Genomic DNA, 15,731 nt, shown 5'->3' with positions numbered 1-15,731 from the left:
ACCCGCGGTTTGCCCGGGCCCTGCCCGCGAGGTCTTCCGCTTGACCACCTCTTGTCCGTTAACCGACGCCGTTTACGATGTGCGCCGTGGACGACATTCTTGGCCCCGATTACGAGGCCATCACCCTGCCCATGGGCCGCGACAGCGAAGGGGAGGTCGTCGCGACGCTCGTCCGGCGGCCGGTTCCGGGGTCCCGCCGGGCCGTCCTCTACCTCCACGGGTTCACCGACTACTTCTTCCAGACGCACGTCGCCGACCACTTCGTCTCCCAGGGGATCGGCTTCTACGCCCTCGACCTGCGGAAGTACGGACGGTCGTTGCTGCCGCACCAGACCAGGGGCCTCGTCGGCAGCGTCACCGACTACTTCCCCGAGATCGACGAGGCCGTCCGCATCGTCAGGGAGGACTGCGACGAGCTGACGATCATGGCGCACTCGACCGGCGGCCTGATCGCCGTCCTGTGGGCCGACCGGACGCGCGGCCGCGGACTGGTCGACGCACTCGTCCTCAACAGCCCGTTCCTCGACCTCAACGTGCCCGCTCTCGTCAGGGGCGCCGCCGACGCGCTCGGGGGCGTCCTGGCCAAGCTGCCCCCGAAGACGGTGCTCCCGCTCGGCGTGGCCACCGCGTACGGCACGAGCCTCCACCGCGACCACCAGGGGGAGTGGGACTACGACCTCGCGTGGAAGCCGCTCGAGGGCTTCTCCGTCCACGCCGTGTGGCTGGCGGCGATCAGGCGGGCGCACCGGCGCCTCCACGCCGGGCTGCGCGTGGACGTGCCGGTGCTCGTGCTGGCCGCCGAGCAGAGCCTCAAGGCCCGCGACTTCGTGCCGGGGGCGCACGGCGCGGACATCGTCCTCGACACCGAGCAGATCGCCCGCTGGTCCACCCGGATCGGCCCGCACGTCACCTGCGTCCGCGTGCCCGGCGGCATGCACGACCTCGTGTTGTCGGCGGAGCCGGTGCGCAAGCAGGTGTTCGCGGAGATCGACCGGTGGACGGCCTACGCCTACCAGGGGAAGGCGTACAACCCGTAGTAGGCGGCGGTCAGCAGCAGCAGTCCCGTGCCGCCGAGGACGCCGATCAGGACGCTCTTCTGCCAGCGGGTCGGCTCCCAGCCGTCCCGCAGGCCGCTCAGCACCGCCGCGGCCGCGGCGACCTCCTGCAGGAGCATCACGACCGCCAGGAGCCGCACGACCAGCCATCCGGCCTGTACGGCGGGCCACGCGCCCGCCTGGTTGACCGAGAACAGCACGATCAGCGTGATGAACGCGAGGACTGCGGCGAGCTCTCCGAGACCGGTCCAGGCCATCCGCCGCAGCCGGCGCCGGACCGCGGGCCAGATGTCGACCACCGGCTCCAACGGCGCCTGCAGCCGCGTGTCGCGTCCCCGGATCCGCACGACCATCTCCGTGACCGGCGCCGCCACGTAGCCGACGGCGGCCAGGCAGATGGTCAGCCAGAGGATCGTGACGCCGCCGTACCACGGGGCGGCGGGCACGTCGCTCGCCTCGAACCGCTGCACGGGAGTCGCGCCCGCGATGGGCACCGACGGCTTGGCCGTACGGGGGAGGTCCCTGATCCAGTTGGCCAGGGTCGGCAGGTAGTCGGGGACGAAGGGGCCGCCGGTCATCCGCATGGCGTGGTCGGCGCCGGCGAGGAAGCGGATCGTGTAGTCGGGGTTCCCGGCCGTCCGCAGCGCGCCGGTCAGCGTCTCCGTGCTCTCCACGAAGGGGATGGAGGGATCGGTCGTGCCGTACAGCGCGAGGACCGGCTGCTTCATGCCCTGGAGCGCGGGGACGCCGTCGTGGCGCAGGAAGTCGAAGCCCACGCCGCCCATCGCGCGGGTCAGCAGGTCACGCACGCCGGAGGGGGCGTGCAGGCGCAGCAACTGCTCGTTCAGCGCCCACGCGACCTGCCGCAGGGGGGAGACGTTCGGCGACGACACCAGGACCACGTACGCCACGTCTCTGCTGGCCGCGGCGATCGGGACCACCCAGCCGCCTTCGCTGACGCCCCATAACCCGGCCTTGGCGGGATCGACGTCGGACCGTTGCAGCAGCGTGTGCAACATGCGCAGCGCGTCGTCCGCGAGCAGGGAGAAGTCACGCTGCCGGAAGTTGTAGCCCACGGTGCGCTTGTCATAGGAGAGGGTCACGACGCCCGCCTTGGCGAGCCACTCCGACTGGGTGGTGAACTCCGACCCGCTGCCCGATCCCGAGCCCTGGACGAACACCATCGCCGGGTGCCTGCCCGGCGTCGTGGGGGACTTGATCGTGGCCGTCAGCGTCTCGTTCTTGGCGGCCACCTTGACGTGCTCGGTCCTGATCGGCGCCGTGGCGGCGACCGGACGCGTCTCCGACGCCGGCTGGGCGGGCAGGTTGCTGAACTCTGGAGAGGCGGTCAGGGGTGGAGGATCGAACGCCGGAGGAGACAGCATGTAGCCGATCGCCGCCAGCACGACCAACAGCACACCCGCCGCGAAACCCAGCGTGCTCCGGCCGACATTCATGAGGCCGCTCCCCGGTGGATCATCCTGTACCGAGTCCAGGCTAAGTCATTACTCGTTCCATGGCCCGGATGGATTTGGGATCAGTGGGGCCGCATTTGTCGGAGGGACCTGTTAGCTTCCTGCGACATGCGTGTCCTGCACACTTCCGACTGGCATCTCGGCCGGTCGTTCCACCGGGAGAGCCTGCTGAGCGCCCAGGCCGCCTTCGTGGAGCACCTCGTCGAGACGGTCAGGGCCGAGCGGGTCGACGTCGTGGTGGTCTCCGGCGACGTCTACGATCGGGCGCTGCCGCCCGTCGACGCGGTGGCCCTCTGCGACGAGGCGCTCGCCCGGCTGAAGGCGGAGGGTGTGCACACGGTGCTGATCAGCGGCAACCACGACTCCTCCATACGGCTCGGCTTCGGCGCCGGCCTCATGGAGCGGGTGCACCTGCGGACCGACCCGGCGCGTGCCTGGGATCCCGTCGTCATCGGCGACGTGGCCTTCTACGGCATCCCCTATCTGGAGCCCGAGCTGGTCAGGGGCCCCTGGGAGCTGGCCGAGCGCACCCACACGGCCGCGATCACGCACGCCATGGAGCGGATCCGCGCCGACAGGTCCGGCCGGCGCAAGGTCGTGCTCGCCCACGCGTTCGTCACCGGCGGCGAGGCGAGCGACAGCGAGCGGGACATCAGCGTCGGCGGGGTGTCCCACGTGCCGCTGGCCGCCTTCGCCGGCGCCGACTACGTGGCGCTGGGCCATCTGCACGGCCGTCAGGTGATGAGCGAGACCGCCCGCTACTCGGGGTCCCCGATCGCCTACTCCTTCTCCGAGGCGGGGCAGCGCAAGGGGTCCTGGCTGGTGGATCTCGACGCCGGCGGGCCGGGGGACGCCCGCGTCGGCTTCGTCCCCGCGCCCGTTCCCCGGCCCGTCGGCACGCTGAGCGGCCGTCTCGACGACCTGCTGACCGATGCCCGTCACGCGGACCGCGAGGACCACTGGCTCCAGGTGACCCTCACCGACCCGGTCCGTCCGCGCGAGGCCATGGAGCGCCTGCGGCGCCGCTTCCCGCATACGCTGGCGCTCGCCTTCAAGCCCGACGGCCCGGTGGCCGCGCCCGCCCGGCCGCCCCGCGTCGCGGGGCGCGCCGAGATCGACGTGGCGGCCGATTTCGTCCGCGAGGTCCGCGGCGAGCCGGCCGACGACGAGGAGATCCGCCTGCTCGGGGCGGCCGTCGAGGCCTCCCGGATCAAGGAGAGCCTGTGAGATTGCACCGGTTGGTGCTGGAGGCGTTCGGGTCCTTCCCCGGGGCCGAGGAGGTCGACTTCGACGCCCTCGGCGAGGCGGGGCTCTTCCTGATCCACGGGGCGACGGGCGCGGGCAAGACGACCGTGCTCGACGCGGTCTGCTACGCGCTGTACGGCCGGGTGCCCGGCCGGCGGGACAGCGCCCGCAGTCTGCGCTGCGACCACGCACCTCCCGGGCGGGGGCCCGTCGTCACGCTGGAGGTGACGATCCGGGGGCGGCGCCTGCGTGTCACCCGGTCGCCCGCCTGGATGCGGCCCAAGCTGAAGGGAGAGGGTCTGGTCGAAGAGAAGGCCAAGGTCCTCGTGGAGGAGTTCACCGGCACGTGGATCGGGCGGAGCACCCGCGCCGACGAGGCCGGTCACCTGATCGGCGAGTTGCTCGGGATGAACGCCGAGCAGTTCTGGCAGGTCGCCATGTTGCCGCAGGGTGACTTCGCCCGATTCCTGCAGGCGGACGGCGACGACCGCCGCAGGCTCCTCGAGAAGCTGTTCTCCGTCAAGATCTTCACCGACGTCGAGGCGTGGCTGGCCGACCACCGCACGCGGACCGGGCGCGATCAGCAGGAGCTCCGGCAGCGGGCCCAGTCCGTCGTGGACCGCATGCGCGGGGCGGCGGGCGCGGAGCTTCCCGTCCCGGAGGACGAGCCCGAGGCGGTGGTCGCCCTCGCCGCCGCCGCCTTCGAGCGCGCCGCCGGGGAATGGGCGGTGAGCGAGGCCCGCCTGCGCTCCGCCCGGGACCGGCTCGCCGGCGGCCGGGCGCTGGCCGACCGCCGGCGCAGGCACGCGGACGCGCTCGCCAGACGTGAGGCACTGGACGGCGCCGCCGAGGAACGGGTGGACATCCAGGCGATCCTCGACGACGCGGCCAGGGCCGCGCGGGTGCTGCCGCTGATCCGCCTGGCGGAGCAGCGGGCCGAGACCGCGGCCAAGGCCCGGCGGCTGGCCGCCGACGCCACGAGCCGGGCGCTGCCGGGGGAGGAGCCGCCCGGTGAGGAGCGCCTGGCTGCCATGGAACGGGAGCGCCTCGACGAGGTCGCCCGTGTGCGGCAACTCCTCCCCGAGGAGACCCGCCTGCGGCAGGTGCGCGCCGATCTCGGCGCCGGCAGGCGCAGGCTCACCACTCTCGAGGAGCGTGAGGCGGTCCTCGCCGTCCGGCTCGCCGCATTGCCCGAGGGTCGGCGCGAGGCCGGCAGGCTCCTCGACGAGGCGCGACTGGCGGCGGCGGGCATCCCGGGCCTGGCGGCCGCCAGGGACACCGCGGCGCGTGCCGCCGAGGTGACCCGGCGGATCGGCGTGCTGGAGGCCGAGCTCGCGGCTCTCACGGAGAGCGAGAAGGAGATCCTCGCCGCCTCCCAGACCCGCCAGCTGGGGGTTCCGGCGCTGGCGGCCGCCGCGCGGCTGGCCCGCGAGCTCGACGCGGCCGAGCATGCCAGGCGCGTCGCGGTGGACGGGGCGCAGGCCGCGCGCGACCGGCTGCAGGAGGTGCGCCGTGCCCGGATCGAGGGCATGGCCGCCGAGCTGGCGGCGTCCCTCGTCGAGGGGGAGCCGTGCGTGGTGTGCGGGTCGGCCGACCACCCCGCGCCGGCCGAAGCCGCCGGCCGGGCGTTGAGCGGCGACGACGAGCAGGCGGCCCAGGACGCCTTCGAGATCGCCCGCCAGGCCCGCGAGGCGGCGGAGGAGAGGTGCGCCGAGTGGTCCTCGCGGCTCGCCGCCGAGATCCGTGACCAGGTGGCCCTGGCGGGCCGCCGCGTCGCCGAGACCACGACGGTGCTCGGCGCGTTGCTGGAGGAGAAGGAACGCCTCGCCGGCGACGGCGGCGACCTCGACGAGGCGGAGCGTAGCCTGCGGCGCGCCGAGCAGGTCGCGGGCCGGGAGCCCGAGCTGGCGGACAGGGCCGCCCGGCTGGCGGCCGAGCTGGAGGATCTGACGGTCCAGGCCCAGGAGATCGCGATCGAGGCGGCGGACACCCGGGCACGTGACGAGCAACTGACCGCGGACGAAGGCAGGCTCGCCGCGCTGGTGGACGCCGCGCGAGGTGGCGACGCGTCACTCGCGGCCCGGCTCGACCGACTCGTCGACGAGGCCGCCCTCCTCGGGGACGCCGGCGAGGCGGCCCGCGCCGCCGCCACGGCGGACCTCGAACGCCGGGCGGCGCTCGAGCGGGCCGCCGACGCCGCGACCGACGCGGGGTTCGCCGGGCTCGAGCACGCCGGGGCGGCGGTGCGCGCGCCGGCCGATCTGGAGGCGATGGCCGAACGCCTCAGGTTCCTCGACGGTGAGCAGGTGGCCGTCGGCCGGCTGCTCGCCGATCCCGAGCTCGTCGCCGCGGCGGCCGAACCCGCGCCGGACCTCGTGACCCTGGAGAGCGAGCATGACCGGGCCGACCGGGAGCACGCCGCCCGCACCTCGGCCAGGGATCTCGCCGGCGAGACGGCGTTCCGGCTCACGGCCCTCGCGGGGGAGCTGGGCGAGGCCCTCGCCCGCTACCGTCCGGCCGCCGAGCGGCACCGGCTCGCCCGCCGGCTCGCCGAGCTCGCGGGCGGGACGTCCGCCGACAACCAGTGGCACATGCGCCTGTCGTCGTTCGTGCTCGGCGAGCGGCTCAGGCAGGTGGTCGAGGCCGCCAACGAGCGGCTCGAGCACATGTCGTCGGGGCGCTACCTGCTCCAGCACGACCTCCGCCGGGCCGCGGGCGACCGGGGCCGGTCGGGCGGCGGGCTCGGCCTGCGCGTCCTCGACGCGTGGACCGGCGTCGACCGGGACCCGGCCACGCTGTCCGGCGGGGAGAGCTTCATCACCTCCCTCGCCCTCGCGCTGGGGCTGGCCGACGTCGTGACGGCCGAGGCGGGCGGCGCGGAGATCGGCACCCTGTTCGTGGACGAGGGCTTCGGCACGCTCGACGAGGAGACGCTCGACGACGTGCTCGACATCCTCGACGGCCTTCGCGAAGGCGGCCGGGCGGTCGGCATCGTCAGCCACGTCGCCGAGTTGCGCGTCCGCGTGCCCGTTCAGCTGCGGGTGGTCAAGGGCAGGGCAGGCTCGACGCTCGCGTGAGGGACGCCGTCAGGCGACGGGGATCCACCGGACCGCGAGGAGATAGGTGCCGGTCACGAGAGAGACCGCGGAGACGAGCAGGAACAGCAACACCCAGAAGGTGCCGGGAATGCGGGTGAGCCGGGCGAGCTGGTCGGCGTCGGAGTCGGGCGCCCGCCCCCTGCGCCGTTTGCTCTGCAGCTCGAGAATCGGGCGCATGCCGCCCAGCAGCAGGAACCAGACCGCTCCGTACGCCGACACGGCCTGGGCGGTCGGGGGCGCGAACCACGACAGAGTGAACACGGCCCCGCCCACGGCGAGCAACGCCGCCGCGCCGTAGAGGTTCCTGATCTTGAACAGCATGCACGCGAGCAGCAGGAGCACCGCCCACAGGAGCAACGTGATGTAGCCGTCCGCGACGAGCCAGGCGGCCCCGAACCCGAGCAGCGAAGGGGCGACGTATCCCGCGGCCGCGGTCGCCACCATCCCGACCCCTCTCGGGTTGCCCCGGGTGAGCGTCACGCCCGAGGTGTCCGAATGCAGCCGGATGCCCTGCAGCTTCCGCCGGGTCAGCACGGCCATCAGCGCGTGGCCTCCCTCGTGCGCGATCGTGATCAGCCCGCGGGAGACGTGCCACGACGGCCGGTAGGCGATGACCGCGAGCGCGACGCAGCCGGACAGGACGATCAGCCAGAGCGGGGGCGCGACCTGTGTCGCGGTCAGCTCGTTCCAGAGGGCGTTCAGGTGGGCCACCTCCGCGGGGAATCGTACGGCCTCCGGGCACTTCGTGGGTTCGAGGCTCTACCGTCTATGTGTGGCTGAGCGTGGAATACGTGGATTACGTGGATTGATGCGAATGAAGGCGGAAAATTCCCCCGAGCATTCGATGGATCCCCGGTCGGGCGAACAGGCGGCGACCCGGGAGAGCGTGGTCGACAACGCGATCTACGTCGGCGGCAGACGGGTGGACTCGCCCCCGTCGCTGGCCGCCGCGATCACCGCGCTGCGGTCCAGGCCCGGCGCGATGGCGTGGATCGGCCTCTACCGGCCGGAGGACTCGGAGCTGGTGAAGGCCTCCGAGGAGTTCGGCCTGCACGAGCTGGCGATCGAGGACGCCATCGTCGCCCACCAGCGGCCCAAGGCCGACCGCTACGGAGAGACCCTCTTCGTGGTGCTCAGGGCGGCGCGCTACCTCGACCAGGAGGAGAAGGTCGAGTTCGGTGAGCTGCACGTCTTCATCGGCTCCGACTTCGTCCTGACCGTACGGCACAGCGAGGCGCCCGACCTGTCGAGGGTGCGCCGCCGGATGGAGTCGAACCCCGACCTCCTGCGCCAGGGTCCGCAGGCCGTGCTGTACGCGATCCTCGACGCGGTCGTGGACGGGTACGCGCCCGTGGTCGCCGGGCTGCAGAACGACATCGACGAGATCGAGGTCCAGGTCTTCGGCGGGGACCCGGCCGCGCCCCGGCGCATCTACGCGCTGTCCCGCGAGGTCATCGAGTTCCAGCGCGCGACCAGCCCCCTGGTGGGCATGCTCGACGGGTTCATCGCCGCCTCGCCCAAGTACGGCGTGGACGAGGAACTGCAGAGCTACCTCCGTGACGTGTCCGACCACGCCATCACCGTGACCGAGCGGGTGTCGGTGTTCCGGCAGATGCTCCAGGACATCCTGATCGTCAATTCGACGCTGGTCAGCCAGGCCCAGAACGAGGAGATGACCAAGCTCACCGCCGCCAGCATCGCCCAGGGCGACGAGGTGAAGAAGATCTCGGCGTGGGCGGCCATCCTGTTCGCGCCGACGCTGGTCGGCACCATCTACGGCATGAACTTCGACCACATGCCCGAACTGCACTGGGTCGTCGGTTACCCGTTCGCCGTCGTGCTCATGGGCGTCGTCTGCCTGACCCTCTACTTCGTCTTCAAACGCCGCGACTGGCTCTGAACTCCCAAGGCACAGTAAAAAGTGCCTTGCTCTGTCAACTATCTAGATATATCTTTACGCTATCTCGATAGTTGAGGAGTAGGAGATGTACGAAGACGAGCACCCGCACTGGATGAACGCCCCGTTCCCGCCGCACCCCGGGCTTCCCCCGCTGCCGCCGATGCCCCCCGCACCCCCCGTGCCGCCGCATTTCGCGCCACGGGTACGGCGCGGCGACGTCAGGATCGCCCTGCTCAGGCTCCTCACCGAGGAGCCGCGCAACGGCTACCAGATGATCGAGGAGATCTCCCGGCGCAGCGGCGGCGTATGGCGGCCGAGCCCCGGTTCGGTCTACCCCGCGCTCCAGCAACTGGAGGACGAGGGCCTCGTCCGGGGCGAGGAGTCGGGCGGCAGCCGCACCTATCGGCTGACGGACAAGGGCCGCGACAACGCGGACGAGGGCGCCGAGCCGTGGGCAGACGTGGCCCGCAGCCTCCCCGAGGACCGCCACGAGCTGCGCCTGTTGTGGGGCCATCTCGGCGAGGCGTTCGTGCACCTCACGCACGTGGCGGACGACCGGCAGGTCGCCGAGACGAAAAAGCTTCTCCGGAGCACCCGTCAGGCGATGTTCAGGATCCTTTCGGAGGGCGAGTGATGGATGCCGCGGTGGCCGTGAAAGGCCTGAAGAAGACCTACGGAAAGGTCGAGGCGGTGAAGGGGGTCGACTTCGAGGTCGCCCCTGGCGAGGTGTTCGGCTTCCTCGGGCCGAACGGCGCGGGCAAGACGACGACGATCAGCATGCTCTGCACGCTGATCAACCCCACGGGCGGCACCGCGACGGTGGCCGGGCACGACGTCGTGACCCAGCGCGACCAGGTCCGCCAGAACATCGGGCTGGTCTTCCAGGACCCGACGCTGGACGGATACCTCACCGCCGAGCAGAACCTGCGCTTCCACGCCGAGCTGTACGGCGTGCCCAGATCGGCGCTCGACGACCGGCTCAGGCAGGTCATGGAGATGGTCGCCCTGTGGGACCGCAAGGACAGCAAGGTCATGACCTTCTCCGGCGGCATGAAGCGCCGGCTGGAGATCGCCCGCGGCCTGCTGCACTCGCCGCGTGTGCTGTTCCTCGACGAGCCCACTGTGGGGCTCGACCCGCAGACCCGGTCCGCCATCTGGGGATATATCAACAAATTGCGCCTGACTGAGGACATCACGATCTTCATGACGACGCACTACATGGAGGAAGCCGAGTTCTGCGACCGGATCGCGATCATCGACCACGGGGAGATCGTGGTGATCGACTCTCCGGAGGCGCTCAAGGCGAGCATCGGCAAGGACCGGGTCCAGCTCCAGACGGGTGACGACGACAAGACGATCGCGCTGCTCAAGGACCGCTTCGACATCGACGCCGCCGTCCACGAGGGCCAGGTGACCTTCGCCGTCGCGTCCGGGGAGTCGTTCGTGCCGCGACTGTTCGCCGATCTCGGGCTGCCGATCCGGTCGGTCAGCGTGTCCCGCCCGTCGCTCGACGACGTCTTCATGTCCTACACCGGCTCCACCATCCGCGACGCCGAGTCCGGCGACGGCAACGCGTGGATGCGTGCGATGGCTCGAGGAAGGTGAATCGATGACCGCCGAAGTGGTCGGGGTGCGCGTCATCCCGAGGACCGGCTCGCACGACGTCCGTGCGATCAAGGTGGTGCTCCACCGGGAGCTGCTGCGGTTCGCGAACGACCGCACCCGCATGATCACGATGCTGATCCAGCCGATCCTGTGGCTGTTCGTCATGGGAACCGGGCTGGGCACGCTGGTGCGCGGGGTGATCCCGGGCATCGACTACCGCACGTTCATGTATCCGGGCATGATCTCGATGACCGTGATCATGACGGCGATGTTCTCCGCCGGCTCGATCGTCTGGGACCGCGAGTTCGGCTTCCTGCGCGAGATGCTCGTCGCACCCGTGAGCCGGGGCGCGATCGTGATCGGCAAGTGCCTCGGCGGCGCCGTCGTCGCCACCGCGCAGGGCGTCATCATCCTCGCCCTCGCCGGTCTCGTCGGCGTGCCGTACTCGCCGATCCTGCTCGTCACCCTGCTGGGGGAGATGTTCCTCGCGGCCTTCTCGATCACGGCCTTCGGCGTGCTGCTCGCCGCCCGGATGCGCAACATGCAGTCGTTCTTCGGGGTCATGCAGATGGCCATCATGCCGATGATGTTCCTGTCGGGCGCCATGTTCCCCCTGGCCAACCTGCCCTCGTGGCTGCACGTCCTGACCACGGTCAACCCGCTGACCTACGCCGTCGACCCGATGCGGCAGGCGGTGTTCGGCCGGCTGGACGTGCCCGCACAGGTCAACGCGATGCTCAACCCCGGAGTGACCTGGTTCGGCTGGCGGCTGCCCGTCATCGTGGAGATCGGCCTAGTCGCCGCCATCGGCGTCGCCCTGCTCGGTGTGGCGATCACCCAGTTCAGGCGCGCGGAGTGAAGGAGATCTGAACGGACTCATCACTGTGCGGGACGGAGCGTGCATCCTGCGACATAATCGGGCTTGTGGTGCGGGACGCTGTGGAAACTCATTTCGCCGAGGCCGTCGGTGCTCTGACGCCGGGATCCCCCAGGGATCCGAGCCTGCCGGTGCGACCGGGAACGACCCTTATCGGCATGCGGTGCCGCGAGCTTTTCGAGGTGCAGCTGGCAAGCAGGCTCCTCGACATCGCCGCGCGGGTGCTGCGCGAGCGCGGTGAGGGGTTCTACACGATCGGGTCGGCGGGGCACGAGGGGAACGCGGCCGTGGCCGCGGCCCTCCGCGTGTCCGACCCCGCGCTCCTGCACTACCGGTCGGGCGCGTTCTACCTGACCCGCTCCGCTCAGGCCGGGCGGCTGGCCGAGGAGGGACTGCGCGACGTTCTCCTCGGCCTCGCCGCGTCGGTGGAGGAGCCGATCGCGGGCGGCCGGCACAAGGTGTTCGGCCACCACGACCTCGCGGTGATCCCGCAGACGTCCACGATCGCCAGCCACCTCCCGCGCGCGGTCGGCGTCGGCTTCGCCATCGAGCGCGCCAGGACCCTCGGCGTCTCGTCGGGGTGGCCGCAGGACGCCATCGCCGTCTGCAGCTTCGGTGACGCCTCCGCCAACCACGCCTCCGCGCTCAGCGGGTTCAACACCGCGGCCTACAGCCGGTTCCGCGGGCTCCAGCTCCCCGTGCTGTTCGTCTGTGAGGACAACGGCCTCGGCATCAGCGTGAAGACGCCCCCGGACTGGATCGAGCAGGCCCGGCACCCCCTGCTCGAGTACTTCGACGCGGACGGCTGCGACCTGGCGGACGTCTACGACAAGGCTCGCGAGGCGGCCGAGCACGTGCGGTCGACCCGTTCGCCCGCCTTCCTGCGCATGCGGACCGTCCGGCTGATGGGCCACGCGGGCTCCGACGTGGAGATCGGCTACCGCACCCGCAAGGAGATCGCCCTCGACCTGGAGCGCGACCCCCTGGTGGCCACGGCCCGGCTGCTCGTCGAGGGCGGCCTCGCCGAACCCGACGAGTTGCTGGCCCGCTACGAGGCCGAACGGGAGCACATCGTCAAGCTGGCGATGGAGTGCACCCGCCGGCCCCGCCTCACCACCGCGGAGGAGGTGATGGCCCCGCTCGCCCCGCGCGACCCCGAGGCCGTCGCCGCCGAGATCGCCAGGGCCGCGCTCACCGAGGTGCGGGACCGGACGTTCGGCACGCTCCCCGAACTGGAGGGCAAGCTCACGCTCGCGCAGTCCGTCAACAGGACCCTCGCGGACATGATGGCGCTGGATCCGGGTGTCATGGTGTTCGGCGAGGACGTCGCCAGAAAGGGCGGCGTGTACGGCGTGACCCGCGGCCTGCTGCGGAAGTTCGGCTCCGAGCGGGTCTTCGACACGCTGCTGGACGAGCAGGCGATCCTCGGCCTCGCGCTCGGCTCCGGGCTGTCCGGCCTGCTGCCCGTGCCCGAGGTCCAATATCTGGCCTACCTGCACAACGCGCTCGACCAGATCCGGGGAGAGGCCGCCACGCTGCAGTTCTTCTCGCAGGGGGCGTTCCGCAACCCCATGGTGCTCCGCGTGGCCGCCTACGCCTACCAGAAGGGCTTCGGCGGGCACTTCCACAACGACAACTCGATCGCCGCCCTGCGCGACATCCCCGGCGTCGTCGTCGCGTCGCCGGCCCGGCCGGACGACGCGGCGGCCATGCTGCGCACCTGCCTCGCCGCCGCCCGCGCCGACGGGAGCGTCTGCGTCTTCCTGGAGCCGATCGCGCTCTACCACACCCGCGACCTCTTCGACGAGGGCGACGGCGGATGGCTCGCGTCGTACGCGCCGCCCGCCAGATGGACCGAGACCCATGTGCCCATCGGCCGCGCGCGCTCGTACGGCGACGGCCGCGACCTCACGATCGTCACGTTCGGCAACGGCGTGCGGATGAGTCTGCGGGCGGCCGTGAAGCTCACGGCCGAGGAGAAGGGCTGCCGGGTCCTCGATCTGCGCTGGCTGTCCCCCCTGCCCGTCGAGGACCTGATGCACTCGGCGGAGCTCACCGGGAAGGTCCTGATCGCCGACGAGACCCGGCGCAGCGGCGGCGTCTCCGAGAGCGTGATCGCCGCGCTCATCGACAACGGCTTCACCGGGAAGATCGCCCGGGTGACCTCGCGCGACAGCTTCGTCCCGCTGGGCGACGCGTCCGGCACCGTGCTCCTCTCGGAGTCCGACATCGAGGACGCGGCTCGCAAAATGCTCGCCTGACGCCCGTTCAGGGCAGGGCGGCGAAGGCGGCGCGCGCCATCTCGTGCAGGACGGCGGCCATCGCCTCGGGCGGGAGCTCTCCGGCGCTCCGGGGTGTCGAGTTGAGCAGGCCGAAGACCGCGTGGGTGGCGGCGCGCAGGCGGGCCGGCTCGCAGGAGGGGTGCAGCTCGCTGAGGACCGTCACCCACTCCTCGACGTAGAGCCGCTGGAGTCGCCGGATCGCCCGGCGGGCCGGTTCCGGCACGTTGTCGAGCTCCCGCTCGTGGACCCGGATGAGCTCGGGATTGCCGAGCGCGAACTCGATGTGGCCGCCCAGCAGCGCGTCGAGCGCGGCCTCCGCCGTCGGGGGCGCGGTCGCGAGCCGGGCGCCCTGTTCGTGCAGCCGCTCGCTGATGTCGAGCAACATCTCACGGAGCAGCGCGTCCTTGCCGCTGAAATGGCGGTAGAGCGCCGGTCCGGAGATCCCCACGGCCGAGCCGATGTCCTCGATGGACACCCCGTGGAAGCCCCGCGCCGCGAACAGGGCGGCCGCCGCGCCGAGGATCTCGGCACGCCGATTGCGGGTAGGGATTCGTGCGGTGGTCACGACACCCCATGGTAGACGAAGCCAGTTAATGATGACTAACATCCGAGCATGAGCATGAGTGCCTGGCCGGTGCTGGAGAGCACGTGCGACCCGGGCGCCGAGCCGTACAAGCGGAACGCGGAGGCGAACGAGGGCCTCGTCGCCGATCTGCGCGACCGGCTGGCGGCGGCCGCCCTGGGCGGTCCCGAGCGGTCCCGCGAGCGGCATGTCCAGCGGGGCAAGCTGCTGCCGAGGGACCGGGTGGACACGCTGCTCGACCCGGGCGCGCGGTTCCTGGAGTTGTCCCCGCTCGCCGCCACCGGCCTCTACGACGACCAGGCGCCCGCCGCGGGGATCATCACGGGAATCGGGCGGATCTCCGGCCGTGAGTGCGTGGTCGTGGCCAACGACGCCACCGTCAAGGGCGGGACGTACTACCCGGTCACCGTCAAGAAGCACCTCCGCGCGCAGGAGGTGGCCCTGCACAACAACCTGCCCTGCGTCTACCTGGTCGACTCGGGCGGGGCGTTCCTCCCCAGGCAGGACGAGGTCTTCCCCGATCGGGAGCATTTCGGGCGGATCTTCTACAACCAGGCCACGATGTCGGCGCGGGGTATTCCGCAGATCGCCGCGGTCCTCGGGTCGTGCACGGCGGGAGGCGCCTACGTGCCCGCGATGAGCGACGAGGCCGTGATCGTCCGCGGCCAGGGCACGATCTTCCTCGGCGGCCCGCCGCTGGTGAAGGCCGCCACGGGCGAGACCGTCACCGCCGAGGAACTGGGCGGCGGCGACGTCCACGCGCGCGTCAGCGGCGTCACCGACCACCTCGCCGAGGACGATCCCCACGCCCTGAAGATCGTCAGGGACATCGTCGCCACGCTCGGCCCGCGTTCGGCCCCGCCGTGGGAGGTCGCCCCCGGGGAGCCTCCGGCCCACGATCCGCGTGAGCTGTACGGGATCGTCCCGCAGGACACCCGGACGCCCTACGACGTGCGGGACGTCATCGCCCGCGTCGTCGACGGCAGCCGCTTCCTGGAGTTCAAGGCCGAGTACGGTCCCACCCTGGTCACCGGCTTCGCCCGGATCCACGGCCACCCGGTGGGGATCGTCGCCAACAACGGCATCCTGTTCAGCGAGTCCGCGCTGAAGGGCGCGCACTTCATCGAGTTGTGCGACCGGCGCAGCATCCCGCTCGTCTTCCTGCAGAACATCAGCGGGTTCATGGTCGGCAGGGCCTACGAGGCCGGGGGGATCGCCAAGCACGGCGCGAAGATGGTCACCGCCGTGGCCTGCGCGCGGGTCCCGAAGTTCACCGTGATCATCGGCGGCTCGTTCGGCGCGGGCAACTACGCGATGGCGGGCCGGGCGTACTCGCCGAGGTTCCTGTGGATGTGGCCGAACGCCCGGATCTCCGTCATGGGCGGCGAGCAGGCGGCCACCGTCCTGTCCACGGTGGGGAACGCCGACGCGGACGAGATCCGCGCGCAGTACGAGCACCAGGGCAACCCTTATTACTCGACGGCCAGGATCTGGGACGACGGTGTGATCGACCCCGCGGACACCCGGACCGTCCTCGGCCTGGCGCTCGGCGCCGCCGCCAACGCGCCGCTCGACCCCGTCGGCTACGGCGTCTTCCGGATGTGAGCGCAT

Annotated in this window: 12 protein-coding genes; 9 read left to right on the top strand and 3 right to left on the bottom strand. The window is 71.5% G+C overall.

What is annotated here, in order from left to right:
• Positions 1–86 precede the first annotated feature (86 nt).
• Positions 87–1,037 (top strand): alpha/beta hydrolase, encoded by a 951-nt coding sequence (locus Psi02_RS12400; protein WP_203973647.1) that lies wholly within the window; start codon positions 87–89, stop codon positions 1,035–1,037.
• On the opposite strand, the gene Psi02_RS12395 is transcribed toward Psi02_RS12400, so the two are convergent.
• Positions 1,010–2,512, bottom strand: coding sequence for an alpha/beta hydrolase family protein (locus Psi02_RS12395; RefSeq protein ID WP_203973645.1), 1,503 nt, complete (start codon positions 2,510–2,512; stop codon positions 1,010–1,012). The two genes, Psi02_RS12400 and Psi02_RS12395, sit on opposite strands and share 28 nt — an antisense overlap.
• Positions 2,513–2,638: 126 nt before the next feature.
• Between Psi02_RS12395 and Psi02_RS12390 the strand changes: the two genes are divergently transcribed.
• The gene (locus Psi02_RS12390; RefSeq protein ID WP_203973643.1) at positions 2,639–3,757 is read left to right on the top strand and encodes an exonuclease SbcCD subunit D; all 1,119 of its coding nucleotides are present in this window, start codon (positions 2,639–2,641) and stop codon (positions 3,755–3,757) included.
• Positions 3,754–6,852, top strand: a complete 3,099-nt coding sequence (locus tag Psi02_RS12385) for an AAA family ATPase (protein ID WP_203973641.1) — start codon at positions 3,754–3,756, stop codon at positions 6,850–6,852. Before Psi02_RS12390 ends, Psi02_RS12385 begins: the two co-directional genes overlap by 4 nt.
• A 9-nt stretch (positions 6,853–6,861) precedes the next feature.
• Here the strand turns inward: Psi02_RS12385 and Psi02_RS12380 are convergent, their stop codons facing one another.
• The gene (locus tag Psi02_RS12380) at positions 6,862–7,575 is read right to left on the bottom strand and encodes a M50 family metallopeptidase (protein ID WP_203973677.1); all 714 of its coding nucleotides are present in this window, start codon (positions 7,573–7,575) and stop codon (positions 6,862–6,864) included.
• A 112-nt stretch (positions 7,576–7,687) separates the two neighbouring features.
• On the opposite strand from Psi02_RS12380, the gene Psi02_RS12375 reads away from it, so the two are divergent.
• From Psi02_RS12375 to Psi02_RS12355, 5 genes are all read left to right on the top strand, one after another.
• Positions 7,688–8,773, top strand: a complete 1,086-nt coding sequence (locus tag Psi02_RS12375; RefSeq protein WP_239094834.1) for a magnesium and cobalt transport protein CorA — start codon at positions 7,688–7,690, stop codon at positions 8,771–8,773.
• Positions 8,774–8,858: 85 nt separating this feature from the next.
• Positions 8,859–9,407 carry a PadR family transcriptional regulator gene (locus Psi02_RS12370; RefSeq protein ID WP_203973637.1) on the top strand — a complete coding sequence of 183 codons (549 nt, stop codon included), beginning with the start codon at positions 8,859–8,861 and terminating at the stop codon, positions 9,405–9,407.
• Entirely contained in the window at positions 9,407–10,378 is a 972-nt protein-coding gene (locus Psi02_RS12365; protein ID WP_203973635.1) for an ATP-binding cassette domain-containing protein, read from the top strand. The genes Psi02_RS12370 and Psi02_RS12365 overlap by 1 nt, the downstream gene beginning before the upstream one ends.
• Positions 10,379–10,382: 4 nt before the next feature.
• Positions 10,383–11,237 (top strand): ABC transporter permease, encoded by an 855-nt coding sequence (locus Psi02_RS12360; protein WP_203973633.1) that lies wholly within the window; start codon positions 10,383–10,385, stop codon positions 11,235–11,237.
• 176 nt (positions 11,238–11,413) lie between these two features.
• On the top strand, positions 11,414–13,516 hold the full coding sequence (locus Psi02_RS12355) for a thiamine pyrophosphate-dependent enzyme (RefSeq protein ID WP_239094833.1): 2,103 nt from the start codon (positions 11,414–11,416) through the stop codon (positions 13,514–13,516).
• Between the two features lie 7 nt (positions 13,517–13,523).
• Here the strand turns inward: Psi02_RS12355 and Psi02_RS12350 are convergent, their stop codons facing one another.
• Complete coding sequence (locus tag Psi02_RS12350; protein ID WP_239094832.1) at positions 13,524–14,102, bottom strand: SACE_7040 family transcriptional regulator; 579 nt, start codon at positions 14,100–14,102, stop codon at positions 13,524–13,526.
• Positions 14,103–14,156: 54 nt separating this feature from the next.
• Between Psi02_RS12350 and Psi02_RS12345 the strand changes: the two genes are divergently transcribed.
• Positions 14,157–15,725: a carboxyl transferase domain-containing protein gene (locus Psi02_RS12345; protein ID WP_203973675.1), complete on the top strand. Its 1,569-nt coding sequence runs from the start codon at positions 14,157–14,159 to the stop codon at positions 15,723–15,725.
• Positions 15,726–15,731: the final 6 nt, after the last annotated feature.

It is taken from the genome of Planotetraspora silvatica (assembly GCF_016863315.1).
GTDB classification, from domain to species: Bacteria; Actinomycetota; Actinomycetes; order Streptosporangiales; family Streptosporangiaceae; genus Planotetraspora; species Planotetraspora silvatica.
This window is presented reverse-complemented; position numbering and strand designations above follow the sequence as displayed.